The organism is Mesorhizobium sp. B1-1-5 (assembly GCF_006443065.1).
Lineage (GTDB): Bacteria > Pseudomonadota > Alphaproteobacteria > Rhizobiales > Rhizobiaceae > Mesorhizobium.
On the sequence record NZ_VFWS01000028.1, the window covers coordinates 26,782 to 49,568 of the forward strand.

Annotated in this window: 23 protein-coding genes, 1 tRNA gene and 2 pseudogenes; 7 read left to right on the forward strand and 19 right to left on the reverse strand. The window is 66.4% G+C overall.

The genetic code is table 11. The features are described 5' to 3' along the window. The first annotated feature begins 5 nt into the window (after positions 1-5). Positions 6-659, forward strand: a complete 654-nt coding sequence (locus FJ980_RS12280) for a TetR/AcrR family transcriptional regulator (protein WP_140543149.1) — start codon at positions 6-8, stop codon at positions 657-659. Between the two features lie 25 nt (positions 660-684). Beyond that, positions 685-1,704 carry a ketol-acid reductoisomerase gene (gene ilvC, locus FJ980_RS12285; protein WP_140543150.1) on the forward strand — a complete coding sequence of 340 codons (1,020 nt, stop codon included), beginning with the start codon at positions 685-687 and terminating at the stop codon, positions 1,702-1,704. 184 nt (positions 1,705-1,888) lie between these two features. On the opposite strand, the gene FJ980_RS12290 is transcribed toward ilvC, so the two are convergent. Continuing rightward, positions 1,889-2,173, reverse strand: a complete 285-nt coding sequence (locus tag FJ980_RS12290) for a PilZ domain-containing protein (protein ID WP_140543151.1) — start codon at positions 2,171-2,173, stop codon at positions 1,889-1,891. A gap of 170 nt (positions 2,174-2,343) precedes the next feature. Then, a complete protein-coding gene (locus FJ980_RS12295; RefSeq protein WP_140543152.1) occupies positions 2,344-2,931 on the reverse strand; it encodes a BA14K family protein in 588 nt (195 codons plus the stop codon). A 167-nt stretch (positions 2,932-3,098) separates the two neighbouring features. Here FJ980_RS12295 and FJ980_RS12300 point away from each other — a divergent pair, with 167 nt between their 5' ends. Both FJ980_RS12300 and FJ980_RS12305 read left to right on the forward strand, forming a co-directional pair. Next, the gene (locus FJ980_RS12300) at positions 3,099-4,211 is read left to right on the forward strand and encodes an endonuclease/exonuclease/phosphatase family protein (RefSeq protein WP_140543153.1); all 1,113 of its coding nucleotides are present in this window, start codon (positions 3,099-3,101) and stop codon (positions 4,209-4,211) included. Positions 4,212-4,216: 5 nt separating this feature from the next. Next, positions 4,217-4,933, forward strand: a complete 717-nt coding sequence (locus tag FJ980_RS12305; protein ID WP_140543169.1) for a hypothetical protein — start codon at positions 4,217-4,219, stop codon at positions 4,931-4,933. Between the two features lie 73 nt (positions 4,934-5,006). Here FJ980_RS12305 and FJ980_RS12310 read toward each other — a convergent pair whose 3' ends face one another. The 3 genes from FJ980_RS12310 to FJ980_RS12320 are packed head-to-tail and all read right to left on the reverse strand — an operon-like array spanning position 5,007 to position 8,216. Beyond that, positions 5,007-6,224 carry an ABC transporter permease gene (locus FJ980_RS12310; RefSeq protein ID WP_140543154.1) on the reverse strand — a complete coding sequence of 406 codons (1,218 nt, stop codon included), beginning with the start codon at positions 6,222-6,224 and terminating at the stop codon, positions 5,007-5,009. Further along, the gene (locus tag FJ980_RS12315) at positions 6,221-6,925 is read right to left on the reverse strand and encodes an ABC transporter ATP-binding protein (protein ID WP_140543155.1); all 705 of its coding nucleotides are present in this window, start codon (positions 6,923-6,925) and stop codon (positions 6,221-6,223) included. The genes FJ980_RS12310 and FJ980_RS12315 overlap by 4 nt, the downstream gene beginning before the upstream one ends. A gap of 4 nt (positions 6,926-6,929) precedes the next feature. Further along, a complete protein-coding gene (locus FJ980_RS12320; RefSeq protein ID WP_140543156.1) occupies positions 6,930-8,216 on the reverse strand; it encodes an efflux RND transporter periplasmic adaptor subunit in 1,287 nt (428 codons plus the stop codon). A gap of 133 nt (positions 8,217-8,349) precedes the next feature. On the opposite strand from FJ980_RS12320, the gene FJ980_RS12325 reads away from it, so the two are divergent. Together FJ980_RS12325 and FJ980_RS12330 are read left to right on the forward strand one after the other, a co-directional pair. Beyond that, complete coding sequence (locus FJ980_RS12325; protein ID WP_140543157.1) at positions 8,350-9,252, forward strand: PhzF family phenazine biosynthesis protein; 903 nt, start codon at positions 8,350-8,352, stop codon at positions 9,250-9,252. 162 nt (positions 9,253-9,414) lie between these two features. Continuing rightward, positions 9,415-9,490 (forward strand) — tRNA-Lys (locus FJ980_RS12330). A gap of 36 nt (positions 9,491-9,526) precedes the next feature. Here FJ980_RS12330 and FJ980_RS12335 read toward each other — a convergent pair. The 9 genes and pseudogenes from FJ980_RS12335 to cbiE form a co-directional block, all read right to left on the reverse strand. Further along, complete coding sequence (locus FJ980_RS12335; protein WP_140543158.1) at positions 9,527-9,787, reverse strand: hypothetical protein; 261 nt, start codon at positions 9,785-9,787, stop codon at positions 9,527-9,529. Positions 9,788-10,010: 223 nt separating this feature from the next. After that, on the reverse strand, positions 10,011-11,021 hold the full coding sequence (gene cobT / locus FJ980_RS12340; protein WP_140543159.1) for a nicotinate-nucleotide--dimethylbenzimidazole phosphoribosyltransferase: 1,011 nt from the start codon (positions 11,019-11,021) through the stop codon (positions 10,011-10,013). A gap of 24 nt (positions 11,022-11,045) precedes the next feature. Beyond that, complete coding sequence (cobS, locus tag FJ980_RS12345) at positions 11,046-11,813, reverse strand: adenosylcobinamide-GDP ribazoletransferase (RefSeq protein WP_140543160.1); 768 nt, start codon at positions 11,811-11,813, stop codon at positions 11,046-11,048. After that, a complete protein-coding gene (locus FJ980_RS12350) occupies positions 11,810-13,126 on the reverse strand; it encodes a cobyrinate a,c-diamide synthase (protein WP_140543161.1) in 1,317 nt (438 codons plus the stop codon). Before FJ980_RS12350 ends, cobS begins: the two co-directional genes overlap by 4 nt. Further along, positions 13,123-13,938, reverse strand: a complete 816-nt coding sequence (gene cobA, locus FJ980_RS12355) for a uroporphyrinogen-III C-methyltransferase (RefSeq protein WP_140543162.1) — start codon at positions 13,936-13,938, stop codon at positions 13,123-13,125. Before cobA ends, FJ980_RS12350 begins: the two co-directional genes overlap by 4 nt. Next, a complete protein-coding gene (gene cobM, locus FJ980_RS12360; RefSeq protein ID WP_140543163.1) occupies positions 13,935-14,699 on the reverse strand; it encodes a precorrin-4 C(11)-methyltransferase in 765 nt (254 codons plus the stop codon). Before cobM ends, cobA begins: the two co-directional genes overlap by 4 nt. Then, a pseudogene (locus FJ980_RS35930) lies at positions 14,696-14,842 on the reverse strand (cobalamin biosynthesis protein); the annotation flags it as partial. The gene cobM and the pseudogene FJ980_RS35930, both read right to left, overlap by 4 nt. 159 nt (positions 14,843-15,001) lie before the next feature. Next, a pseudogene (locus FJ980_RS35935) lies at positions 15,002-15,196 on the reverse strand (cobalamin biosynthesis protein); the annotation flags it as partial. Beyond that, positions 15,193-16,434 (reverse strand): precorrin-6y C5,15-methyltransferase (decarboxylating) subunit CbiE, encoded by a 1,242-nt coding sequence (gene cbiE / locus FJ980_RS12375; protein WP_140543164.1) that lies wholly within the window; start codon positions 16,432-16,434, stop codon positions 15,193-15,195. The gene cbiE and the pseudogene FJ980_RS35935, both read right to left, overlap by 4 nt. Position 16,435: 1 nt before the next feature. Between cbiE and FJ980_RS12380 the strand changes: the two genes are divergently transcribed. Next, positions 16,436-17,203: a cobalt-precorrin-6A reductase gene (locus tag FJ980_RS12380; protein WP_140543170.1), complete on the forward strand. Its 768-nt coding sequence runs from the start codon at positions 16,436-16,438 to the stop codon at positions 17,201-17,203. Here the strand turns inward: FJ980_RS12380 and FJ980_RS12385 are convergent. The 5 genes from FJ980_RS12385 to FJ980_RS12405 form a co-directional block, all read right to left on the reverse strand. After that, positions 17,167-17,931 carry a precorrin-3B C(17)-methyltransferase gene (locus FJ980_RS12385; RefSeq protein WP_140543165.1) on the reverse strand — a complete coding sequence of 255 codons (765 nt, stop codon included), beginning with the start codon at positions 17,929-17,931 and terminating at the stop codon, positions 17,167-17,169. The genes FJ980_RS12380 and FJ980_RS12385 overlap by 37 nt on opposite strands. Next, on the reverse strand, positions 17,928-18,677 hold the full coding sequence (locus FJ980_RS12390) for a precorrin-2 C(20)-methyltransferase (RefSeq protein WP_140543166.1): 750 nt from the start codon (positions 18,675-18,677) through the stop codon (positions 17,928-17,930). The genes FJ980_RS12385 and FJ980_RS12390 overlap by 4 nt, the downstream gene beginning before the upstream one ends. Continuing rightward, positions 18,674-19,306 carry a precorrin-8X methylmutase gene (locus FJ980_RS12395; protein WP_140543167.1) on the reverse strand — a complete coding sequence of 211 codons (633 nt, stop codon included), beginning with the start codon at positions 19,304-19,306 and terminating at the stop codon, positions 18,674-18,676. The genes FJ980_RS12390 and FJ980_RS12395 overlap by 4 nt, the downstream gene beginning before the upstream one ends. Further along, positions 19,307-20,782, reverse strand: coding sequence for a precorrin-3B synthase (cobG, locus tag FJ980_RS12400; protein WP_140543168.1), 1,476 nt, complete (start codon positions 20,780-20,782; stop codon positions 19,307-19,309). Continuing rightward, positions 20,779-22,787: cobaltochelatase subunit CobN (locus FJ980_RS12405; protein ID WP_181181177.1), on the reverse strand; the 2,009-nt coding region annotated here is incomplete at its 5' end. The genes cobG and FJ980_RS12405, both read right to left, overlap by 4 nt.

Here is a 22,787-nt window from a genome sequence, read left to right on the forward strand (position 1 = left end):
CAAACGTGTTGCACAGCGTGCAGGATATCGACAACAGCGAGACGCTCACCGAGCGCCAGCAGGCCGTTCTGGATGCGGCGCTTCGCCTGCTGGTCGAGGAGGGCGACAACCTGACCATGACCGCGGTGGCGCGGCGGGCAAGCTGCTCCAAGGAAACGCTCTACAAATGGTTCGGCGACCGCGACGGGCTGCTGACGGCGACAGTGCAGTGGCAGGCGTCTAAAGTGCGCGTGGCGCCGGTCGATCGCAAAGGGCTCGACCTTGCTTCGTTGACCGCGAGCCTCGAACGCTTCGCATCCGACTGGCTCAAGGTGATTTCCAGCGACACCTCGATCGCGCTCAACCGTGTCGCGGTCAGCCATGCCGGCTCGGGCAAGGACGATCTCGGCGCCGTCGTGCTGCAGAACGGCCGCTTTGCCTTGGCGAAGCGCCTGAAGCCTGTGCTCGAAGCCGGACGGCAGGCAGGACTGCTCGATTTCGAGGACGCCGAGACGGCGTTCCGGACCTTTTTCGGCCTGGTCGGCCGCGACGTGCAGATACGTCTGCTGCTCGGCGATCGGGTGGAATTGACTGGGGCGACGATCGGCGGCGATGCCCGCCGCGCGACGCAACAGTTTCTCGCTCTCTTCGGAGCAAACAACCGGCTGCAAAGCCTCTGATCTTCAAAAGGGAAGGAAGACCACAATGCGTGTCTATTACGATCGTGACGCCGATCTGAACCTCATCAAGGGCAAGAAGGTTGCCATCATCGGCTATGGCAGCCAGGGCCGGGCGCACGCGCTCAACCTCAAGGATTCCGGCGTCAAGGAGATCGCCATCGGCCTGAAGGCCGGCTCGGCAACCGCCAAGAAGGTCGAGGCCGACGGGCTCAAGGTGATGACCGTGGCCGACGCCGCCAAATGGGCCGACCTGATGATGATGGCCACGCCCGACGAATTGCAGGCCGACATCTACAAAAACGAGATCGCGCCGAACATCCGCGACGGCGCCGCGATCGCCTTCGCGCACGGCCTCAACGTGCATTTCGGCCTGATCGAGCCGAAGGCGTCGGTCGACGTCGTCATGATCGCGCCGAAGGGCCCGGGCCACACGGTGCGCGGCGAATACCAGAAGGGCGGCGGCGTGCCGTGCCTGGTGGCCGTCAATCAGGACGCTTCGGGCAACGCGCTCGACCTCGCGCTCTCCTACGCCTGCGGCGTCGGCGGCGGCCGTTCGGGCATCATCGAGACCAATTTCCGCGAGGAATGCGAGACCGACCTGTTCGGCGAGCAGGTGGTGTTGTGCGGCGGCCTGGTCGAGTTGATCCGCGCTGGTTTCGAGACGCTGGTGGAAGCCGGCTACGCGCCGGAGATGGCCTATTTCGAGTGCCTGCATGAGGTGAAGCTCATCGTCGACCTGATCTATGAAGGCGGCATCGCCAACATGAACTACTCGATCTCGAACACCGCCGAATGGGGCGAATATGTCTCGGGTCCGCGCATCATCACCGCCGAGACCAAGGCCGAGATGAAGCGCATCCTGAAGGACATCCAGACCGGCAAGTTCACCTCGGAATGGATGCAGGAATATCGCGCCGGCCTGTCGCGCTTCAAGGGCATCCGCCGTGGCAACGACAGCCACCAGATCGAGGAAGTCGGCGCCAAGCTGCGAGCCATGATGCCGTGGATCGCCAAGAACAAGCTCGTCGACAAGGCGAAGAACTAAGGCGATCCACATCTTTTTGCCTGCGCGTCCTCGGGCTTCGCCCTGCGGTCGCGCGGGTGATCGCCAAGAACAAGCTGGTCGACAAGGCGAAGAACTGATCTTCGATTTCACCGTTGCATTCCATAGGCCGGCGGAGCGATCCGCCGGCCTTTCTTTGCCAAGCAAGCTGGTCGGGTCCGGGAATTTAGCCGTAATGCCAGTGCGGCTTGGGCTCGGTGCCGGTGAACTCGACGCCGATGCGGTCCTCGCGGCGCCAACGCACCACCGCCCTGTAGCCGATGCCGTCGACCGGCACATAGAGAAGGAATTCGTCCGGCACGCGTGCATCGATCGGCACTTTCAACTCTGCGCCGTTAGCATGCATGTTGCGCACCGTGCATCTGACCTCGGAATTGTTGATGCCGGTCAGGATCGCCGCGCCTTTGAGCACGCGTTGCCTGTGTTGGTTTCTGTGTTCGTTTTCGGCCATGGCGTGCACGTCTCGCACCCCGTTCGCGCGAATCGTCATATTGGGGGACAACGGCGTGGATGAATAGCCGCCGCCGATGAATTTAGGGTTATCGGCCGATGGCGGGCACAGGTTCGGCAAAATAAAACGGCGCCGCGAAGGGCGCCGTCTCATCCTTCCTGCCGAAGGGCTCAGATATAGGGCGAGATGCACTGCCGGCGCGGGCCGTAGTTGGGCTGGAACGTATTGTCCCAGGCCCGATAGGACCGGTAACGGTCGTAGCACCATTGGACATGGGCCCTGGAAAGCCGCTCGGTCCGGTAGATGCGCCGCGGCTGAACGTAGCGCGGGTAAGGGTCGTAATAGTATGGATCGTAGTAGTTGTTGTAGGCGAGGCTACCCAGGCCCAGGCCTAGGCCCAGCCCCAGAAGGGCGGCGTCACCATTGTCGAAACCCCGATGATGGCGATGATGCCGCCAGCGCCAGTCGCCGCCGCCGCCCCAGTTGCGGGAGAAATGACGAGAGCGGAAGTCGTCGCCGCGCCATCTGAAATCCCGGCCGCGCCAGTCGCCGCCGCGCCGCCAGCGCCAATCATACATCCCCCGCCGGTCGTTGCCGCCGGCCCAGCTGTCGCGGACGGGTATGATGGTTGCCGCCGTGCTGGTTGCGGTCGACAGATCGGGTTGCAGGATCGGTCCAGCGACCGATGGCGCCGTCACGCCGGTAACGAGGCCCAAGACCAGGAGGCCGGATCTCATGGAAGAAAAAAGCGGTTTCATTTCACTCTCCAAGGAGCAAAGGCCCCACGCCCAGCACAACTCGGGAAGAGGCCCATTGTTGGAACTTTCCGTCTGAACGGAGGATGAACGGAAAGGTTCCATCAACCATAACGAGTATCGCGCCTGGCTCTTGTTTTCGTCCCCGCTTGCGGGCAAAGGTCACGGCCATGTCGCTGCGGCTTGCCACCTTCAACGTCGAGAACCTGATGAGCAGGTTCGATTTCTCGGGCTATCGCAACCAGCTCAATGAAGACCGCACGCTGGCGCTGTTCGATATCCAGAGCGAGGCCGAATACCGGTTTCTCGAGCAGGCCCGTGCCATCGCCCAGTCCGACGACACGCGCCAGCTGACGGCGCTCGCCATAGCAGCCACCCGCGCCGACATCATCTGCATGCAGGAGGTCGACAATATCGAGGCGCTGAAGGCTTTCGAATATGGCTATCTGTTCAAGATGATCGGCCAGGGCTACCGGCAGAAATACACCACCGCCGGCAACGATACGCGCGGCATCGATGTCGCGGTGATGATGCGCAACGAAACAGCGCAAGGGCAGCCGATCGACTTCGTGCGCATGACCAGCCATGCCTATGTCACCTTCGAACAGTTCGGCCTGTTCACGCCGGAGCTCGCCGCGCTCGGCTATCTCGCCAATGAGCGTGTCTTTCGCCGCGACTGCCTGGAGATCGACCTGAGGGTCGGCGGCGTGCCGTTGACGCTCTATCTGGTGCATTTCAAATCGATGGGGCCGCCGCGCAACGGGCTGGATGGCCGCCAGGCGTCGATGCCGCTGCGCATCGCGGAAGCGCAAGCCGTGCGCCGCATCGTCGAGGAGCGTTTCGGCAAGGACCATGCCGCCGACAAACGCTGGGCGATCTGCGGCGACATGAACGATTACCGGCAACGCGTCAAGATCGATGGCGACGCCATCGACGGCTATCATTTCAAGGTCATCGACGAAGCCCGGTCCTCGACCGATGTGCTCACCGCAGGGGGCTTTTGCGAGAATGTTGTCGAGCGGCGTCCGGAGATGGACCGCTGGAGCTTCTACCATACGCGCGGCCCGGAGGAGCGGCATCTTTGCCAACTCGATTATATCCTGCTGTCGAAGGCGCTGGCCGCGAAGAATGCCACCGCCGTTCCCGACATCATCCGCAATGGCCAGCCCTGGCGCACCATCTTTCCGCCCGGACAGGAGGTCGAACGTTTCCCGCGCGCGGGCTGGGACAGGCCGAAAGCGTCGGACCACTGCCCGGTGGCGATCACACTGGACATGGCATGACGCTGTTGAGCTTCGACCTGCCGCGCAACGTCATTCTTCCGGTCGATGCGGTCGATGTCCGCCTCGATCCCGGCCCGCATCCCTTCGCGCTGAGCAATGCGGCAGCCATCGCCGAGAACTGGCGGCGGGAGATCGCCGCCAATCCGGCATTGTTCGACGGCGCCGTGGTGCTGCTTTCCGAGCTTGCCTACCGCGACGGCCGCCTCGTCGGCCGCTGCCATGCGGTGAACTATTCGACCTTCATGCTGTGGCGCAAGCGGCGCGAGAATTCCGGCGCCGAGCACGCCTACGCGCATGCCGTGCTGGTCGCCGGCGACAATGCGCTGGTCGCGATCCGCATGGGGCCGCATACGGTCAATGCCGGCCGCGTCTATTTCGCGGCAGGCTCGTTCGAGCCGATCGATTTCCGCGACGGGCTGGCCGATGTCGACTTCAACATGATCCGCGAGGTGAGAGAGGAGACCGGGCTCGATCTTTCCGCGGCCGAGCGCGGACAGCGCTATCACGCGCTATCGATGGCAAGCGGCACGGTGATCTTCCGCCGCTACCGGGTGGCCGAGCCGGCTGACGAGCTGGCGCGCCGCATCAGTGCCTTCGTCGCCGCCGAGACAGAGCCGGAGATCGAAGGGCCGGTCATCATCCGCAATGCCGCCGATCTGCCCGACGGCCTGATGCCGCACATGAAGCCGCTGGTCGAGTGGCATTTCGCCGGCGATCGTTAGCAGCACCCGTCTGCTCTTTCAGCGCTTCGTCACCGCAAGATCGGGGGGCACAGCTGCAGAACGCTGCCTCTGACTATTCGTGCCGCAGCGCGTCGATCGGGTCGAGCCTGGCGCCGCGCAGCGCCGGGAAGAACCCGAACACCATGCCGATCAGCGCCGAGAAGCCGACGGCGAGCACGATGACGGCGGGGCTTGGCGCGAACGGTATAGTCAGCGTCATCGAGGCAAGGCCGGCCAGCGAAAGCCCGGTCAGGATGCCGATGATACCGCCAAAGAGCGACAGCACCGTCGCCTCGACCAGGAATTGGATGAGGATATGTTTTTCATGCGCGCCGATGGCCAGCCTGATGCCGATCTCGCGCGTGCGTTCGGTGACCGAGACCAGCATGATGTTCATGATGCCGATGCCGCCGACCAGCAGGCTGACGCCGGCGACGGCGCCCAGCATGCCGGTCATTGTGGTGGTGGCGCTGGTCATCGCATCGGCGATCTGGGTCATGTCGCGGATGGCGAAATCGGGATCGCGGTCGGGCGTGATACGGCGTGTGTCGCGCAAAATGTCCTCGACGCGCGGCTGTAGCTCGGAGGTCGGGGTGCGGTCGTCGGCGGCGATATAGATGTTGTCGATGTCGCGGTTGCCGGCGATGCGCCGTTGAAAGGCGTGCAGCGGCATCAGCACGACATTGTCCTGGTCCTGGCCGAAGCCGGTATAGCCCTTGGGCTCGAGCAGGCCGATGATCTTGCAGGAGGTGCGGTTGACGCGGATGATCTCGCCCTCCGGATCGCCGGCGCCGAAGAATTGCTGGCGCACGGTTTCGCCGATCAGGCACACACCCGCGCCGGCGCGCGTTTCGGAATCGCTGAAGGATCGTCCGGACACCAGTTTCCAGTCGCGGGCGTCGAGATAGGCGCTGTCGGTGCCGGTCACGCCCGAGGTCAGGCTTTCGGTGCCGAAGATGACGCGGACCTGCTTTTGCGAGGCCGGCGAAATCGCGCGCGCGCCGCTCAGATGCGCGACGAGCGCGGCGACATCCTTTTCGGCCAGCGGCCGCACCGCCTGGTCGAGCCCTCCCGGTCCGCCGGGGCCCGCCGGGCGGCCGGCGCGAACGACAAGCAGGTTGCTGCCGAGCTTGGAAATATCGGCCTTGACCTTCTCCGTCGTGCCGGAGCCGATGGTGAGCATGGCGATGACGGCCGCGACGCCGATGACGATGCCAAGCAGGGTCAGGAACGAGCGCAATACGTTGCGGCGGATTGAGCGCAGCGAGAGGCGCACGGTCTCCCAGATCATGCCGCTTGCTCCGCTAAGGTGTCGGAGGCGACATGGCCGTCGAGGAAACGGATGGTGCGGCCGGCATAGTTCGCGACGTCGGCCTCATGCGTGACCATGACGATGGAGAGCCCGAGCTCCGCATTGAGCCTGGTCAGCAGCTCCATGATCTCGTGCGTGCGCGCCGTGTCGAGATTGCCGGTTGGCTCGTCGGCAACGAGCAGCGTCGGCCTGGTGACGATGGCGCGGGCGATCGCCACGCGCTGCTGCTGGCCGCCGGAAAGCTCGGCCGGCGTGTGGTGCTCGCGCCCGACAAGTCCGACCTCGGCCAGCGCCTGCATGGCGAGATCGCGGCGCTCGCGCGCGGCAACGCCGCGATAGATCAGCGGCAGCTCGACATTTTCCGCCGCGGTGGTGCGCGGCAGCAGATTGTAGCCCTGGAAGACGAAGCCGACATAGAGGTTGCGCAAAAGCGCGCGGCGGTTGCGGTCGAGGCGGCCCGCATCGATGCCCATGAAACAGTAGGTTCCGGCCGTCGGCGTGTCGAGGCAGCCGATGATGTTCATCGCCGTCGACTTGCCCGAGCCGGAAGGACCCATGATGGCGACGAATTCACTTCTGCGGATGGCGAGATCGACGCCGGCCAGCGCGTGCACGCGGGCCTCGCCCTCGCCGTAGCTCTTCCAGACCTTGTCGAAACTGATGAGAAGAGGAGCCGACATTTCGTCAGCTCCGCTGCTGCGCGCCGGTGACGATCTCAGCGCCCTCATCGAGGCCGGATGTGATCTCGGTCAACTCGCCGTCGGTCGAGCCGATTCTGACATTGACCGGATGCGGCCGGCCGTTCTCCAGCACATAAAGCGTGCGCGAGCCGTCGGTCGGCGCCTTCGTTGCCTCGGCTTGCCGGTTGGGGCGGCCCATTCGGCCGGTGAAGAGGTCGCGCAGGCTCCAGCCGCGTGCCTGCTGTTGCATCGGGCGGTAGCGGAAGGCGGTCGACGGGACGGTAAGCACGCCTTTGGCCTGCCGGGTGACGACCGAGACGGTCGCCGTCATGCCGGGCCGCAAGAGCAGCTCGCCATTGTCGACTTCAAGCCGCGCTTTATAGGTGACAACGCCGTCGGTGGTGACCGAGGCATAGGAGATGTCGCGGATCTCGGCGTCGAACGGGCGGTCCGGGAAAGCGTCGACGGTGAAGCGGGCATGCTGGCCGGGCTTGACCTCGCCGATATCGGCCTCGTCGACCGCAGCCTGCAATTCCATGTTGCGAAGGTCGGCGGCGATGACGAAGAGCACGGGTGCCTGCAGCGAGGACGCGACCGTCTGGCCGGGATCGACCGAGCGCGTCAGCACGATGCCGTCGATCGGCGCATAGATGGTGCTCTTGGCGAGATCGGTCTGCTGCGCCTTGAGATCGGCCTGAGCAATGGCGAGATTGGCTTCGGCGCTGTCGAGCGCCGCCTTCGAGCGATCGCGCGTTGCGGTCGCCGCTTCGAGCGACTGGTCCGTCGCCATGCCGCGCTTGGTCAGCGCGCTTGCGCGCACAACCGCGTTCTCGTTCTCCTGCAAGGTAACCTTGGCGTTCTCGACGGCGGCTGCCGCCGCCATGGCGGAGGCGGTGGCGCGCTCGATCTGGACTTCGAGCTTGGCGGTGTCGAGCCTCGCCAGCACGTCGCCCCTCTTGACCTGCTGATTCTCGTTGACCGCGACCGATCGGACGATGCCGGAAAGCTCGCTGGAGATATCGACCTGGGTCAGCGGCTGCAGCGTGCCGGTGGCCGATACCGCGACGGTGAGGTCGGCGATCGCCGCGGGCACGGTGGTGTATTCGATCCTGGGAGGTGCTGCGGCATACGACCGATAGACGGCAATGCCGGCCGCGATGATCGCCATCGTCAGCAGCGCGTAGAACCAGAAGCGGCGACGCTTGCGGCTTACGCCCTTGCGGTCGAGCCCGAGCGCTGCCTCTATGGAAGTACCGGATTCCGCGTTTGGCGGATTGACAAGCTGGTCCACGCCGGACCCCTATGCTGAAAATGGATGTCCCTGATCCGTCCACAAATCAGGCCTTAAGGTTCGAATTTCAAATTAAATTTCCCTCATGTTGGGATTGAGGCAGAAATTCGGGGCGAGGCGAAAGGTTTTCTCCATGGCGCGCAATTACTTGCTTTACGATGTGTTTACTACCGAAGGGCTGGCCGGAAATCCGCTTGCGGTGGTGCTCGACAGCGATGGGCTCGACACTGGCGGCATGCAGGCGATCGCGCGCGAATTCAATCTGTCCGAGACGGTGTTCGTGCTGCCTCCCGACAATCCGAAGCATCGCAACCGCATACGCATCTTCACGCCCGACTATGAAATGCCTTTCGCAGGCCATCCGACGGTCGGCTCGGCGATCGCGCTGGCCGAACTCGCCGGCGAGGCGACCGGCATCTTCGTGCTGGAGGAGAATATCGGGCCGGTGCGCTGCGCGGTGAGCAAGCATGACGGCTCGACCTTCGCCGAGTTCGACCTGGCGAAATTGCCGGAACCGCTGGAGCTCAAGGCTGACCCCGACGCGATCGGCGCCGCGCTCGGCCTTGCCCCGCACGAGATCGGCTTCGAGAATCACCGCGTCGCCTTCTGGTCGGCCGGCGTGCCTTATGTGACGATTCCCGTTGCCGGGCTGGGGGAGGCCGCCAAGATCCGGCTCGACAACCAGGCGTGGTCGGAATTGGCGCCGCGCAAGAGCGAATGGGCCTTCGCCAGCCCCTATGTCTATTGCCGCGAGCGGGTCCATCACGACAGCGCCTTCCATGTCCGCATGATCGTGCCCGGCACGCCGTCCTATGAGGATCCGGCGACCGGTTCGGCCGCGGCCGCCTTTGCCGGCGCCGTCATGCATTTCGACGCCCCGACCGACGGCATCTCGCAGCTCTGGATCGAGCAGGGGCTGGAAATGGGCCGGCCGTCGCGCATCCGGCTCGAGCTCAATGTCGAAGCTGGAAAACTGGCATCCGCACGCATTGGCGGCCATGCGGTCAAGGTGGCTGAAGGCAAGCTATTCGTGTGACACCTGCGGGCTTCTTGGGCAGGCATGATCTTTTTCCGAAAACCGGAATCCACTTTTCGGGATCATGCCGTGACGATTTGTCGGGAAATGATCCGGCAGGGCCTAGACACAGCCGAAAGCGGCGGCTATATGCGCCGCCGACGCTGAGTTTTCCGGCGGTGTGGGTGTGTAGCTCAGTTGGTAGAGCAGCTGACTCTTAATCAGCGGGTCCACAGTTCGATCCTGTGCACACCCACCAAATCTTCTCATGAAAACAACGAAGCCGCAGCGGCGCCTATTGTGCCGTCTTGCTGAGGCTCGACTTGAACCTGACCTTCATCGTGATCTGGCCGCTCACCGTGAGCTGCGATCCGCCGTAACCGCCGATGTTGCGGTCCCTGGCATTGAGATTGGTGCTCATGCCGGCAAGTTCGCATGTGTCGGCGACGGTCTCGAGCACCATCGCGCAACTGCCGGCCGCCACTTTGTAGAAGGAGCGAAGCGCGACTTGCTGCTGAGCGGCAGCGTCGTCGTCATCCTTGACCGGAAAGGTCATCGAGATGGACGATTGGATCCTGGCCGAGCCGTCTTCGCCCGGACGGAGCGGCCGAACATATTGGTCCTGAGATACGGCCGGCGAAGCTGCGACAACAAGAATCGCAGCAGATATTAGATACTTGAAATACATCGAATGATCTCCCGTGAGACTTCTACGTCTCATGGAATAATCAAGATGACGTTATTTCGATGTTTCAACAGTGTTGAAATTTCGACCGATTTTATTTTTCAGAAACGCCGGCCTCGGCAAAGCTCGCCATCTTCGCGTGGCATTCCAGTGCCGAACGCACGATGTTGACGGCAAGGCAGGCGCCGGAGCCTTCGCCGAGCCGCATGCCGAGATCGAGCAGCGGCGGCAGGCCGAGCGCCTCGAGCAGGCGGCGGTGGCCGGCTTCGGCCGAGACATGGGCCGCGATTGTGTGGGCTAGCCCGGTCGGATGCAGCCTGGCCAGCGGTGCTGCGGCCGCGGTGCAGACGAAGCCGTCAAGCAGCACCGGCACGTTGTTCTTGCGCGCGGCGAGCGTGGCGCCGAGGATTGCCGCCAGCTCGCGCCCGCCAAGGGCGGCAGCGATCTTCAGCGGGTCGGAGAGCGCATCGGCATGGCGCTTGAGGCCGGTCTCGATGGCCACGACCTTGCGCAGCAGCCCGGCATCGTCGACGCCGGTGCCGCGGCCGGTCCATTTTTCCGCGCCGCCACCGAAAAGCGCCGTCGAGATCGCGGCCGCCGGCGTCGTGTTGCCGATGCCCATCTCGCCGAAGCAGACGAGGTCAAGATCCTTGGTCACCGTGTCGTAGCCGGCCGAGACGGCGGCGAGGAACGCCTTTTCGTCCATCGCCGGCACTATCGTGAAATCGCCGGTCGGATGGTCGAGATCGAGCGGGATGACGTCGAGCTTGGCGCCGGCCATGCGGGCAAGCTGGTTGATGGCCGCGCCGCCGCCGGCGAAGTTCGCCACCATCTGTACGGTGACTTCCGAAGGATAGGCCGACACGCCCTGCGCGGTGACGCCGTGATTGCCGGCGAAGACGACGACCTTCACATGGTCGAGTTTCGGCATGTCGCGGGCCTGCCAGCGGCCGAGCCAGGCAGCGATCGTTTCCAGCCGTCCGAGACTGCCCTGCGGCTTGGTCAGCGTGTCCTGGCGCCTCGCGACGGCGCTGGCGGCCGCATCGCTGCCGGTGGGGAGGTCAAGGCAGGCGGCGCGAAGGTCTTCGAGGGATTTGAAGCTCATGGGGGCAAGGTCTCCGAAAGTGAATCAGGAAAGGCAGACGGATGCGACGAGCAGCACGGCGATCTCGCCGAGCTGCTGCAGCGCGCCGATCGTGTCGCCGGTCTGGCCGCCGATCTGGCTGAGGCAAAGCGCGCGGAACGCCATGAAGACCAGGCCGAGCAGGATCAGCGCCGCGATCGCGCCGCCAAGGCCGAGCGCCAGCAGCGCCACCGCGCCGAGCGCGGCGCCGATGACTGCGGTTTCGGTGGTGACGGTGCCGGCGCCCGCCGACAGGCCGTCGCTGCGTGCCGGCGGCAGAAGATGCATGAAGGCGCCGAACAGGCCACGCGAGCCGGCATGCGCAGCAAGCAGCGCCAGGAACACGTGGCCCGGACCGGCGAGTTCGGAAAGCGCGCTCCAGCGGATGAGCAGCGACAGCCCAAGCGCGGCGGCGCCATAGGCGCCGATGCGGCTGTCGCGCATGATCTCCAGCTTCCTGTCGCGCGTCCTGCCGCCCCAAAAACCATCGGCGATATCGGAAAGCCCGTCCTCGTGCAGGCAGCCGGTGACGAGCATCGTCGCGGCGAGCGTGAGCGCCGCGGCCGGTGCTGTGGCGAGGCCGAAGACGGCGGCGATCGCATAGACAAGCGCGCCGATGATCGCCACCGCAAGACCGGCGAAGGGCGCTGCCCAGATCGCATCCGCCAGGCTGCGGCCGCCGAAGTCGCTCGAGGGTAACCTCAATCTGGTGAAGAAGACGAGACTGAGGCCGATATCGTCAAGCACTTGCCGGGGCGCGGAAGGGCCGCTCATGCGCCCCTCGCAATGGCATGGAAGAAGGTGCCGCTGACATGGCCGCGCCAGTAGCCGGAGGCGCCGAGCGGATTGCCCTGGCCGTCGGCGAGATCGGCCAAGGGCTCGTCATTGCCGGCAGCAAGCATCTGCGCGTAGTGGAATTCGTGACCGCGGATCAGCGTACCCTCCGGTCCCAACGGACAGGCGGCGCGCAGCCGCGCCTCGCGATAGCCGAGATTCATCTTGCGTTTGGCGAAGCTGGTCGAATGTCCGAGCAGGCCAAGCATCTTGTGGCTCTCGCCGTCCGCGTCTTCCAGCACTTCGCCCAGCACCATGAAGCCGCCGCACTCGCCGTGAACCGGCTTCGTCGCCGCGAACCGCGCCATTCCGGCTTGGAAGTTGGTCGCGGCCGCAAGTTTTCCGGCATGCAGTTCGGGATAGCCGCCCGGCAGCCAGCAGACGTCACAGCCCTGTGGGGGCGCCTCGTCGGCGAGCGGCGAGAAGGGCACGATCTCGGCGCCTGCCTTGCGCCAATGCGTGGCGACATGCGGATAGAGGAAGGTGAAGGCCGCGTCTTCCGCCAGCGCGATGCGCTGCCCGGGCGGCTGCAAGGCATCGCTGAAGTCGCCGGCCGCCGGCTCCAGCGGGCATGCCAGCGCCAGGATGGCGTCGATGTCGAGCGACTTCTCGACCATGTCGGCCAGCCGGTCGAGATGCGCCATCAGGTTCTCGTATTCGCCGGCCTGGACGAGGCCGAGATGCCGCTCCGGCAGGTTGAGTGTCGGATCGCGCAGGATGGCGCCGACCACGGGCAGGCCGATCGCCTCGATAGCGTCGCCGGACAGGCGGCGATGGCGTTCGCTGCCGAGCCGGTTGAGCACGACGCCTGCCATGCGGACATCCGGGTCATAGGTCGCGAAACCCTTGGCCACCGCCGCCGCCGTGGTCGATTGGCCGGAAACGTCGAGCACCAGGAACACAGGCAGGCCGTAGAGCCGGGCGAGATCGGCGGCCGAGCCGGAGCGGCCTTCCGGCGCGGGGATGCCGTCGAACAGGCCCATCGCGCTTTCGAGAATGATGTATTCGGCGTCGCCCGCGGCCTGGGCCGCCAGCGCGTTGAGCAAGGACGGCGACATCGCCCAGCTGTCGAGGTTGACGCCGGACAGGCCGGTCGCGGCGGCGTGGAAGCCCGGGTCGATATAATCCGGTCCGGACTTCGCGCCGCGCACCTTCAGGCCGCGTCGGGCCAATGCGCGCAGCAGGCCGATCGTGACGCTGGTCTTGCCCGAGCCGGAGCGCGGCGCGCCGACGATGATCGCGCGCGCCGTCATGCCTCGCCCGCCAGTGCCGCGCGCATGGCGACGATGCCGCCGACCACGATCAGCGCCGGCGAAGCGAGCCCGGCGGCCGCGGCCTCCTCAGCGATGGTGGTGAGCGTGGCGACGACGATGCGCTCCTGCGGCGTGGTCGCCGCGACGATCACGGCGGCCGGGGTCGACGGCGCTAGGCCGCCACTGAGCAGCTTTGCCGCGATGACCGGCAGATTGGCCATGCCCATATAGATGACGACCGGCTGTCCGGTGCGGGCGAGCGCGGCCCAGTCTATGTCGTCATCAGTGCCCGCCGCGTGGCCGGTGGCGAGGATGACCGCCTTGTTGATGCCGCGCATGGTGGCCGGAATGCCGGTGGCGGCCAGCGCGCTGAGGCCCGAGGTGAGGCCGGAGAGCACCCGGAACGGAATTTCTTCGCCGGCGAGCGCCAGAGCCTCTTCGCCGCCGCGGCCGAAAATATAAGGATCGCCGCCCTTCAAGCGCACGACACGGCGGCCTTCGCGCGCCAGGCGCACGAGAAGGGCGTTGATGTCGTCCTGCTTCATCGAGGGCTGGCCGCCGCGTTTACCGGCGTAGAAAAGCTCGGCACCTTGAGCGACCGCCACGACGTCGGGCGAGACCAGCGCGTCATAGACCAGCGCGTCGCATTGCCCGAGCGCGGCCAGCACCTCCAGCGTCAGGCAGCCGGGGTCGCCGGGGCCGGCGCCGGCCAGCCAGACATGGCCGGGCTCAAGCTCGCGCGGCTTGAAGTTCAGCCGCGCCAGCGCCTGCTCCACATTTGCCCGTCCGTTCGTATTGGCGCTGCCGTTCACAATCCGTCCCGTCCGCGAAAACGCCGCTGGTAGTGGGCGTCGTACAATGAGCTTTCGCCGAAATCCTGCGCTGCGAGCGCGCTGCCGACGAAGATGATCGCCGTGCGCTCCATCGGGTTTTCCGCCAGCTGTGCTTCGATGGTGCCCAGCGTGCCGGTCAGAATGCGCTCGTCCGGCCAGGAGGCGCGAAAAACGACCGCGACCGGGCATTCGGCGCCGTAGAGCGGCGTCAGATCCGCGACTATGCGGTCGATGGCATGGATGGCAAGATGAATGGCAAGCGTGGCGCCGGTGCGGCCGAAGCCGGCCAGCGTCTCGCCCGGCGGCATTTTCGAGGCGCGGCCGGAGACGCGGGTCAGCACCAGGCTTTGCGCGAGCTCGGGAATGGTGAGCTCGCGGCGAAGTGCGGCCGCCGCCGCCGCGAAGGAGGGCACGCCAGGTGTCAGCGTGTAGGGGATGCCGTGCTTTTCCAGCCGCCTGATCTGTTCGGCCACCGCGCTCCACACCGAAAGGTCGCCGGAATGCAGACGGGAGACGTCGTGCCCGGCCTTGTGCGCGGCGAGATATTCGGCCTCGATCTCGTCGAGCGACATCGGCGCGGTGTCGATCAATTTGGTGCCTGGCGCGCAATGCTCGAGCAGCTCCGGCGCGACGATCGAGCCGGCATAGAGGCAGACCGGGCAAGATGCGAGCAGCCGGCTGCCGCGCAAGGTGATGAGGTCGGCCGCGCCCGGGCCGGCGCCGATGAAATGGACCGTCATGGCGCATCTCCGCTGATGGCGATGGCGCAGGTGACCGGACCGAGCACCGTGCGGGGCCCGAGCAGTCTCGCGCCGGCCCCGGCAACCGCGAGGGCCGACGCCTCCGAAACCGACGGTGTGCCGGCGAGTTCTTGCGAAAGGTTGCGTGAGGCGGCCCCCTCATCCGGCCCTTCGGGCCACCTTCTCCCCGGTGGGGAGAAGAGACTGGCGCCAGCGCTGGTAGCCTCCTCTCCCCTCGGGGAGAGGTCAGCCGAGCGAAGCGGAGGCTGGGTGAGGGGGAGCGGTGGTTCGGAGCCAGCGGCATCCACCACTATCACCGGGAGGCTGAGCCTACGACCGGCAGCAAAAATGGCTTCTTCGTTGCGTTTGAATTCGGTTGTCGCCAAGGCGGACAATGCCGTTATGGTCAGGCCATGCGCTTCGAGCGCGGTCTCGATCGCCGCCAGCACTTCTTCGACGCTCACACCTTTGCGGCTGCCGATGCCCGCGACCATCATGGTTTCACCCAGCTCCACTGCGTGATCGGCATGGCCGGACGCCATGCCTGCATCGAGCCGACAGGCGCCGCGCGCGAGAGCGCAATTCGGGTGAGGTCGCCGCCACGCCTGTTGTGCTGGTCGAGCAGCAGCATCTCCATCTCCAGCGTTACCGCATTGGCGACCAGCCGGCCGCCGGGACGCAGCGCCTTGATCGCCTTCTCCAGCACGCCGGCATCGCTGCCGCCGCCGCCGATGAAGATGGCATCGGGCGTTTCGAGCTTGGCGAATGCCTTAGGCGCGGCGCCTTCGACCACGACGAGACCGGGCACGCCGCAATGCGCGGCGTTGCGGTGGATGCGGGCGGCGCGCTCGCTGTTGGCTTCGATGGCGATGGCGCGCAGAGAGGAATGAACCAGCATCCACTCGATGCCGATCGAGCCGGAACCGGCGCCGATATCCCACAGCAGCTCGCCGCGCCGTGGCGCCAGCGCCGACAGTGTGATGGCGCGGATCTCGCGCTTGGTGATCTGGCCGTCATGCTCGAACAGATGATCGGCAAGGCCGACGGTCAGAGGCAGGATGCGCGCATCCGGCGTCGATCGAATTTTGAGCGCCAGCACATTGAGCGGGTTGATGTTTTCGAGATCGAAGGCATCGGCGCGGGAGATCCGAAGCGCCTCATCCATACCGCCGAGCGCTTCGAGGACCGTCAAGCGCGAAGGGCCGAAACCAAGTTCGTCGAGCAGTGCGGCGATAGCCGCCGGCGCGTCGGCGTCGGAAGTGAGCGCCAGGATGCGCGCACCGGGATGAAGCAGGGGCCGGATCAGGTCGATCGAATGGCCGTGCAGCGAGATGGTCTCGACGTCCTGCAAGGCCCAGCCGAGACGGGAGGCGGCCAGCGACAGAGACGAGGGCGCCGGCAGGACGAGCATTTGCTCCGGCTTGACCTTGCGGGCCAGCGTGACGCCGACACCATGGAAAAACGGGTCGCCGGACGCGAGCACGCAGATTTTTTTGCTCTTGAGCGCCAGCACGTCGCGCATTTCGGCATCGAATGGCGTCGGCCACGGGCGCGCTTCGCCCTTGGCCAGCGATGCGACAAGGCTGAGATGCCGCTTGCCGCCGAAGACGATCTCGGCCTCGGCAATCCGCTGCTTGGCCTCGTCGCCGAGACCCGCTACACCGTCCTCGCCGATGCCGACGATGGTGAGCCATTTTGAGGCTGGCTTGGCGGCGCGCGGACCCTTAGCAGGCATGATGACCCACCATATCCTGATCCTCGGCGGAACGACGGAAGCCCGGCAGCTGGCGGGGGAGCTCGTCCGTCGCTCGGATTTGTCGGTCACACTGTCGCTTGCCGGCCGCACCGAAAACCCGGTCGCGCAAGGCGTGCCGGTGCGTGTCGGCGGCTTTGGCGGCGCCGACGGGCTGGCTGCCTATCTTCGCAAAGAACACGTCGATCTGCTGATCGACGCCACGCATCCATACGCCGCGCGTATTTCGGCCAATGCCGCCGAAGCGGCAAGGCAGGCTGGCGTGCCGATCCTGGCGCTGCGGCGTCCCGGATGGGAGCCCATGGCCGGCGATCGCTGGACGCTGGTGGACAATGTCACGGAGGCGGCGAAGGCGCTTGGCGAGACGCCGCGTCGCGTCTTCCTGGCGATCGGCCGGCAGGAGGCAGGCGGCTTCGAAGCCGCTCCGCAGCACCGCTACCTGATCCGCAGCGTCGACCCGGTCGAGCCGAAGCTTGCCGTGCCCGATGCGCTCTACCTGTTGGCGCGCGGGCCGTTCCCGGAAGCGGACGAACGGGCGTTGCTCGAAAAATATGGCATCGACGCCGTCGTTTCCAAGAACAGCGGCGGCCAGGCGACCTATGGCAAGATCGCCGCTGCGCGGGCGCTCGGCATCGACGTGGTCATGATCCGCCGACCGCCTTTGCCGGACGTTCCTTCGGCCGAAACCGTCGATGCGCTGGCGGCAAAAGTCGATCATCTTTTCGACCCCGTTGCCGAACGCGGCGTGTAGACCAGCGCGGGTTTTTCGCCGCGCTTGATGATGCGGGTCTCGGGCGAGCCGATGATGATGCAGGTCGCCATGTCGGCCTTTGCCGCATCGGCATCTGCCAGCAGGAAAACCTCGATACGCTCGTCGGGCCGGCCGGCGGCGCGGCCGAAGATCACCGGCGTGGTGCCGGGCAGGATCGCCTTCAGGCATTCGAAGGCGCGGCCGAGCTGCCAGGGGCGAGCCTTGCTGATGGGATTGTAGAGCGCGATGACGAAGCCGGCCCCGGCCGCCGCCAACAGGCGCAGCTCGATCAGCTCCCAAGGCTTCAGATTGTCGGAGAGCGAGATGGCGCAGAAATCATGGCCGAGCGGCGCGCCGATGCGGGCGGCAACAGCAAGCATGGCGGTGACGCCGGGAACGACCGACAGGTCGATGGCGCGCCATTCGGCCGGGCCTGCTTCGATCGCCTCGCAAACCGCCGCCGCCATGGCGAAGACGCCGGGATCGCCGCCAGAAACGACGGCGACGTTGTGGCCTTCTGCGGCCTTGGCCAGCGCTTCGTTGGAGCGGGCGAGTTCCTCGCGATTGTCCGAAGCGATGCGGGTCTGGTCCTGCCGCAGCTTCAGCCGGTCGAGATAGGGCTTGTAGCCATAGAAGAAGGAAGCCTCGGCGACGGCATTGGCAGCCTGCGGCGTGACCTGGTCGGCATTGCCGGGTCCGAGACCGATGACGGTAAGGCGGCCGCTCATGGCTTGGCACCCGGGCGAGCCGACCAGCCGGCAACCAGCACGATGGCAAAATAGGGCGCCTTGTCGTCCGGTTTCTCGGCGAGCCGCATCGAGACGCTGCCCGGCATGGTGCCGCGCTCGACATAGACGGCCTTCGCCAGCTTGCCGGTCGCTTCCAGCGCGCGGCGGATTTTTGGCAGGTTGCGACCGACCTTCATGATGACGGCGGCATCGGTGTCGGCGAGGCGACGGGTCAGCTCGAATTCGCTCATGGTGCCCGGCAGCACACTCAGCACGTCGTCACCCTGGACGATCGGCAGGCCCGTGCTCGACCAGCAGCCCGACATGGCGGTGATGCCAGGAATGACCTCGGTCGGGAAGCGGTGCGCCAGGCGCACATGCAGATGCATGTAGGAGCCATAGAACAGCGGGTCGCCCTCCGACAGCACCGCCACCATCCTGCCGGCGCCGAGATGCCCGGCGACCTGTTCGGCCGATTGCTCGTAGAAATCGGCGATCTGCGCGCGGTAGTCGTCGTGATCTTTGTCGATCTCCGTCGTCACCGGATAGAGCAGCGGCAGCTCGATCATGTCCGGCCGGAAGCGCGCCTCGACGATGGCACGCGCGTTGCTGTTGTTGCCGCGCTTGGCGAAATAAGCGACGACGTCGGCCTCGGCCAGCACGCGCGCCGCCTTCAGCGTCAGAAGCTCCGGATCGCCAGGGCCGGTGCCGACGCCGACGAGACGGCCTTTCATGATCGCGTTCACAGGCCAGGCCTCGCCAACGAATTGAGCGCGGCGGCGGTCATGGCGCTGCCGCCGAGCCTGCCGCGCACGATGGCGTAGGGCACGCCATAGGAATATTCGGCCAGCGCATCCTTGGATTCGGCGGCACCGACGAAGCCGACCGGCATGCCGATGATCGCGGCCGGCTTCGGCGCGCCGTCGCGCAGCTTCTCAAGCAGATAGAAGAGCGCGGTCGGCGCGTTGCCGATGGCGACGACAGAGCCGGCCATGCGCTCGCCCCAGAGGTCGATCGCGGCGGCCGAGCGGGTGTTGCCGATTTCCCTGGCGATCTCGTGCGTGCGCGGGTCGCGCAGCGTGCATATCACCTCGTTGCCGGCCGGCAGACGGGCGCGGGTGACGCCGTGCGCCACCATCTCGGCATCGCAGAAGATCGGCGCGCCCGCGGCAAGCGTCGCGCGGGCCGCGTCGACGAAACCGTCGGAGAAAACGAAATGGCTGGCGGCTTCGACCTGGCCGCAGGCATGGATCATGCGAATCGCGACATCGGCCTCCGCTTCTGAAAAGCGCGACAGATCGGCCTCGGCGCGGATGATGGCGAAAGAGCGCTCGTAGATCGCCGTCCCGTCGTGGATATAGTCGTAGCCGGCCATTCACTGGTTCCGTCGATAGAGTTCGGCGATGCCGGCAGCGCCAAACCTTGCCAGGCAGGCGGCGGCGGTTTCGCCGGGATGTCGTGCGTTTTGGAGCGCCACCGCAATACTGGCGACCCCGCGCGCGGCGTCATAGCCCGGCCTGTACGCGGCAGGAAGGGTCTTTGCCGTCCCGTCCACGACAAGTCCGGCTCCGTTTTCGTCGCCGACCAGGGTGAGCGCGGTGGTGCCGGGATGCGCGCAGCCCTTGGCGCAGCCGGAGATGTGCAGGGTCAGCGAGGCGTCGAGAAGGTCCGCGCTTTCCTTTGCGATGGTTTCGGCGACGGCGCGGGTGGCGATGCGGCCGGACGCGCAAGCCGGCGTGCCGGGGCAGGCGGCTATGCGGGTGCGCGGATCGGCAGGGTCGGTGACGAAGCCGAGAGCGGTGGCGGAGGATTGGAGAGAGGAGGGGGCGGAGAGGCCGAGGAAGAGCAAGGCGCGGCCGGGTGCGAGGCGGATTTCGGTGGCGCCGAGGTGCAGCGCTTGGGTGGCGAGATCGATGAGGTTTTGCGCCGGCATGCTGCCGTAGGGCAGGGCGATGCCTAGGGCGTGGGTGTGGGTGAGAGTGAAGGTGCCAATGGGGCTTCTTGTAGGTTGCTGCTCTACGGCGCCCCCCTCTGTCCTGCCGGACATCTCCCCCTCTAGGGGGGAGATTGCCTTGTCACCGCGGCTTTCGCCAATTTCCAACGCTGAAAGTGGAGAGCCGGCGCGGGAACTGCCAATCTCCCCCCTAGAGGGGGAGATGTCCGGCAGGACAGAGAGGGGGGCGAAGGAATGCCAGCCTGCGAGAGAATCGCGCTGCCGCTCCGACAGATCCCGGGTATGCGCCTCGCGACCTTTTTCGGCGACCATCCGCAGAGCCGCCACGGCAATGTCGCGCGCCGCATTTTCATCGACCGCCGCGAGCGGCTTCGCACTCCGCCCGTCGCCGGCAATCGACACGCTCCACCAGATGCCCGCCGCAGCCCGCACCGCCTTCAGCCTTAAATCGGCCGTCAGCGCATCCATCGTCAGCTGCCCACCTCCATCGACAACCACCGACACTTTCGGCCCCAGCCGCGGCGTCAACCCGGCCTCTTCAATCGCCGCCCTGATCCGCTCCGCCACCGGCCGCGGATCGGCGTTCTCTTCCGGATCGATCCCAGCCAGCGGCCCTGTCTCGACCGGCACCCCCGTCCGCACTTCGATCCCCAGCGCATCTACTTCGTCCGCCAGCAGCCGGGCGCTTTCCGCCGTCAGCCCGCGGATCTGCAGGCTGCCGCGCGCCGTCACCTCCATGATGCCGTTGCCGTGGCGCAGGGCGGATTCACCGAGCCCGATCAGCGACTTCGGCGAAATTCCTCCAGCGACCGGGTTGAGCCGCACCAAAAGGCCGTCGCCGGTCTGCATCGGGGCGCTCAGCGCCGGGCAGGCGCCGCGGCGCGAAAACGCGTTCATGCCGCCACCTCGCTTGCCTGGGCTTCGGCGATCAAGGCCGCGAGATCGTCGTCGACGGAATTCCTGAGCGGATGCCAGAGACCGCGCCGACGCGCGGAGAGAAGCCGCTCGGCAATGACCTTCGCCGCCGCCGGATTCTCGCGCAGCAGGAAGGCACGGACGTCCGGGTCGCCAACATAGGCGTCGTGCACCGCTTCGATCAGCGCGCCGGGAATCGCATGGGTGGTTTCGGCGAAGCCGACCAGGCGGTCGACCGTTTCGGCGAATTCGGACGCTCCGCGCGGGCCGTGGCGCATCTGGCCGGCGATGAAGCGCGGGTTGACGGCGCGGGCGCGGACCACGCGCGATACCGCTTCTCCGACCGAACGCGGCTTCGGCTTCTTCGGGTCTGTCGTGTCGAGCACGATGACGTCGGCATTCCGGCCAAGTGCTGCAAGGGCGGCCGAAAAGCCGCCGATGAAGGCGACGTCGGCCGAGCCTTCGAGGATGTCACGGCCCGGGTCGTCGCCGGTGTGGACGAGAAGATCGGCTTCGGCGATCCGGCCTTCGAAAGCGCCGGGCGCGGAAATTGCCTCGCCCTCGGCGCCGCCATAGGCGTGCGAGGTGGCGTCGAGATAGGCGCGGCCGATCTCTTCGCGCGCGCCCCATTCGCCGCGCGACAGCAGGTCCTCGACGCCGGCGCCATAAGTTCCCGGCGAGGTGCCGAAAATGCGCGGGCTGATCTTCCCCTGAGCCCGCGTCGCCGCGGCGAGCGGGTTCTCGGTATCGTCCTCGTCGCGGCTGGCGACCGCGTTGGCGGCGGCGTCGATCAGCGCGATCTGGGTCGGGAACATGTCGCGGAACAGGCCGGAGATGCGCCAGGTGACGTCGACGCGCGGGCGGCCGAGCGCGGCCGGCGGCAGCACCTCGATGCCGGTGACGCGGCCCGTCGCGCCATCCCATTGCGGCCGGCAGCCCATCAGCGCCAGGCCTTGCGCGATCTCTTCGCCGCCAGTGCGCAAGGAGGCGGAGCCCCAGAGGTCGATGACCAGCGAGCGCGGCCAGTCGCCATGGCTTTGCATATAGCTGCGCACCACTTCTTCCGCCGCCGCCTGGCCGAGGTCATAAGCGGTTGGCGTCGGCATGGCGCGCGGATCGGAGGTGAAGAGGTTGCGGCCGGTGGGCAGCACATCGGAGCGGCCGCGCGCCGGCGCGCCGGCGGGGCCGGCCTTGATATGGCGGGCGTCGAGCGCGGCAAGCAGGGCTGCTTTTTCCGCGTCCGCGCTTTGCCGGCGCAGCGGATCGGCCTCGTCCTGCGGGGCGCGGCCATAGACATGCAGCCCGTCCTTGACGGCGAAATCCTTGAGGTCGCAGAGCCAGGCGTCGATGCGGCGCAGCGCTTCGTCCGGAGCGTCTGCGCCGGCAACGCCTGCTTCAGAGGCAAGGCCGGTCCTTTGCGCCGTCTCGACAATCAATTTGGCCAGACGGTCGCGGCGGCGGCGGTCGAGCCCGTCGGCCTGGGCATATTCGTCGACCAGCCTTTCGAGCTTTTGTTGCACCTCGTCGAGACCGGCGCCGGTCAGCGGCGGCGGCAGATGACCGAGGGTGACGGCCGAAATGCGGCGCTTGGCTTGCGCCGCCTCGCCGGGATTGGAGACGATGAAGGGATAGATGACGGGCAGCGATCCGGTGACGATCTCGGGGAAGCAGGTTCCGGAGAGGGCCACCGTCTTGCCCGGCAGCCATTCGAGCGTGCCATGCGCGCCGACATGGATGATAGCATGCACGCCGAGCGATTTCTGCAGCCAGAGGCCGAAAGCGATCAGCTCGTGGCGGGGAGGCAGCGTCGGGTCGTGGTAGTCGGCGCGGCGATCGGCAGAGCGGCCGCGGTCGGGGGCCAGCGCCACGGTGACGTTGCCGAAGATCGCGGCGCGGAAGGGATAGTGGTTGTAGGAGCTGGCCTGCGAAGGTAGGCGTTCTGTCACCCCCCTCTCTGTCCTGCCGGACATCTCCCCCTCAGAGGGGG

Bases quoted from the DNA above. Each gene is read 5' to 3' on its own strand.
- ilvC (WP_140543150.1), top strand. From the start codon at position 685: ATGCGTGTCTATTACGATCGTGACGCCGATCTGAACCTCATCAAGGGC.
- FJ980_RS12290 (WP_140543151.1), bottom strand. From the start codon at position 2,173: ATGGCCGAAAACGAACACAGAAACCAACACAGGCAACGCGTGCTCAAA.
- FJ980_RS12295 (WP_140543152.1), bottom strand. From the start codon at position 2,931: ATGAAACCGCTTTTTTCTTCCATGAGATCCGGCCTCCTGGTCTTGGGC.
- FJ980_RS12300 (WP_140543153.1), top strand. From the start codon at position 3,099: ATGTCGCTGCGGCTTGCCACCTTCAACGTCGAGAACCTGATGAGCAGG.
- FJ980_RS12310 (WP_140543154.1), bottom strand. From the start codon at position 6,224: ATGATCTGGGAGACCGTGCGCCTCTCGCTGCGCTCAATCCGCCGCAAC.
- FJ980_RS12315 (WP_140543155.1), bottom strand. From the start codon at position 6,925: ATGTCGGCTCCTCTTCTCATCAGTTTCGACAAGGTCTGGAAGAGCTAC.
- FJ980_RS12325 (WP_140543157.1), top strand. From the start codon at position 8,350: ATGGCGCGCAATTACTTGCTTTACGATGTGTTTACTACCGAAGGGCTG.
- FJ980_RS12335 (WP_140543158.1), bottom strand. From the start codon at position 9,787: ATGACCTTTCCGGTCAAGGATGACGACGACGCTGCCGCTCAGCAGCAA.
- cobT (WP_140543159.1), bottom strand. From the start codon at position 11,021: ATGAGCTTCAAATCCCTCGAAGACCTTCGCGCCGCCTGCCTTGACCTC.
- cobS (WP_140543160.1), bottom strand. From the start codon at position 11,813: ATGAGCGGCCCTTCCGCGCCCCGGCAAGTGCTTGACGATATCGGCCTC.
- FJ980_RS12350 (WP_140543161.1), bottom strand. From the start codon at position 13,126: ATGACGGCGCGCGCGATCATCGTCGGCGCGCCGCGCTCCGGCTCGGGC.
- cobM (WP_140543163.1), bottom strand. From the start codon at position 14,699: ATGACGGTCCATTTCATCGGCGCCGGCCCGGGCGCGGCCGACCTCATC.
- cbiE (WP_140543164.1), bottom strand. From the start codon at position 16,434: ATGCCTGCTAAGGGTCCGCGCGCCGCCAAGCCAGCCTCAAAATGGCTC.
- FJ980_RS12380 (WP_140543170.1), top strand. From the start codon at position 16,436: ATGACCCACCATATCCTGATCCTCGGCGGAACGACGGAAGCCCGGCAG.
- FJ980_RS12385 (WP_140543165.1), bottom strand. From the start codon at position 17,931: ATGAGCGGCCGCCTTACCGTCATCGGTCTCGGACCCGGCAATGCCGAC.
- FJ980_RS12395 (WP_140543167.1), bottom strand. From the start codon at position 19,306: ATGGCCGGCTACGACTATATCCACGACGGGACGGCGATCTACGAGCGC.
- cobG (WP_140543168.1), bottom strand. From the start codon at position 20,782: ATGAACGCGTTTTCGCGCCGCGGCGCCTGCCCGGCGCTGAGCGCCCCG.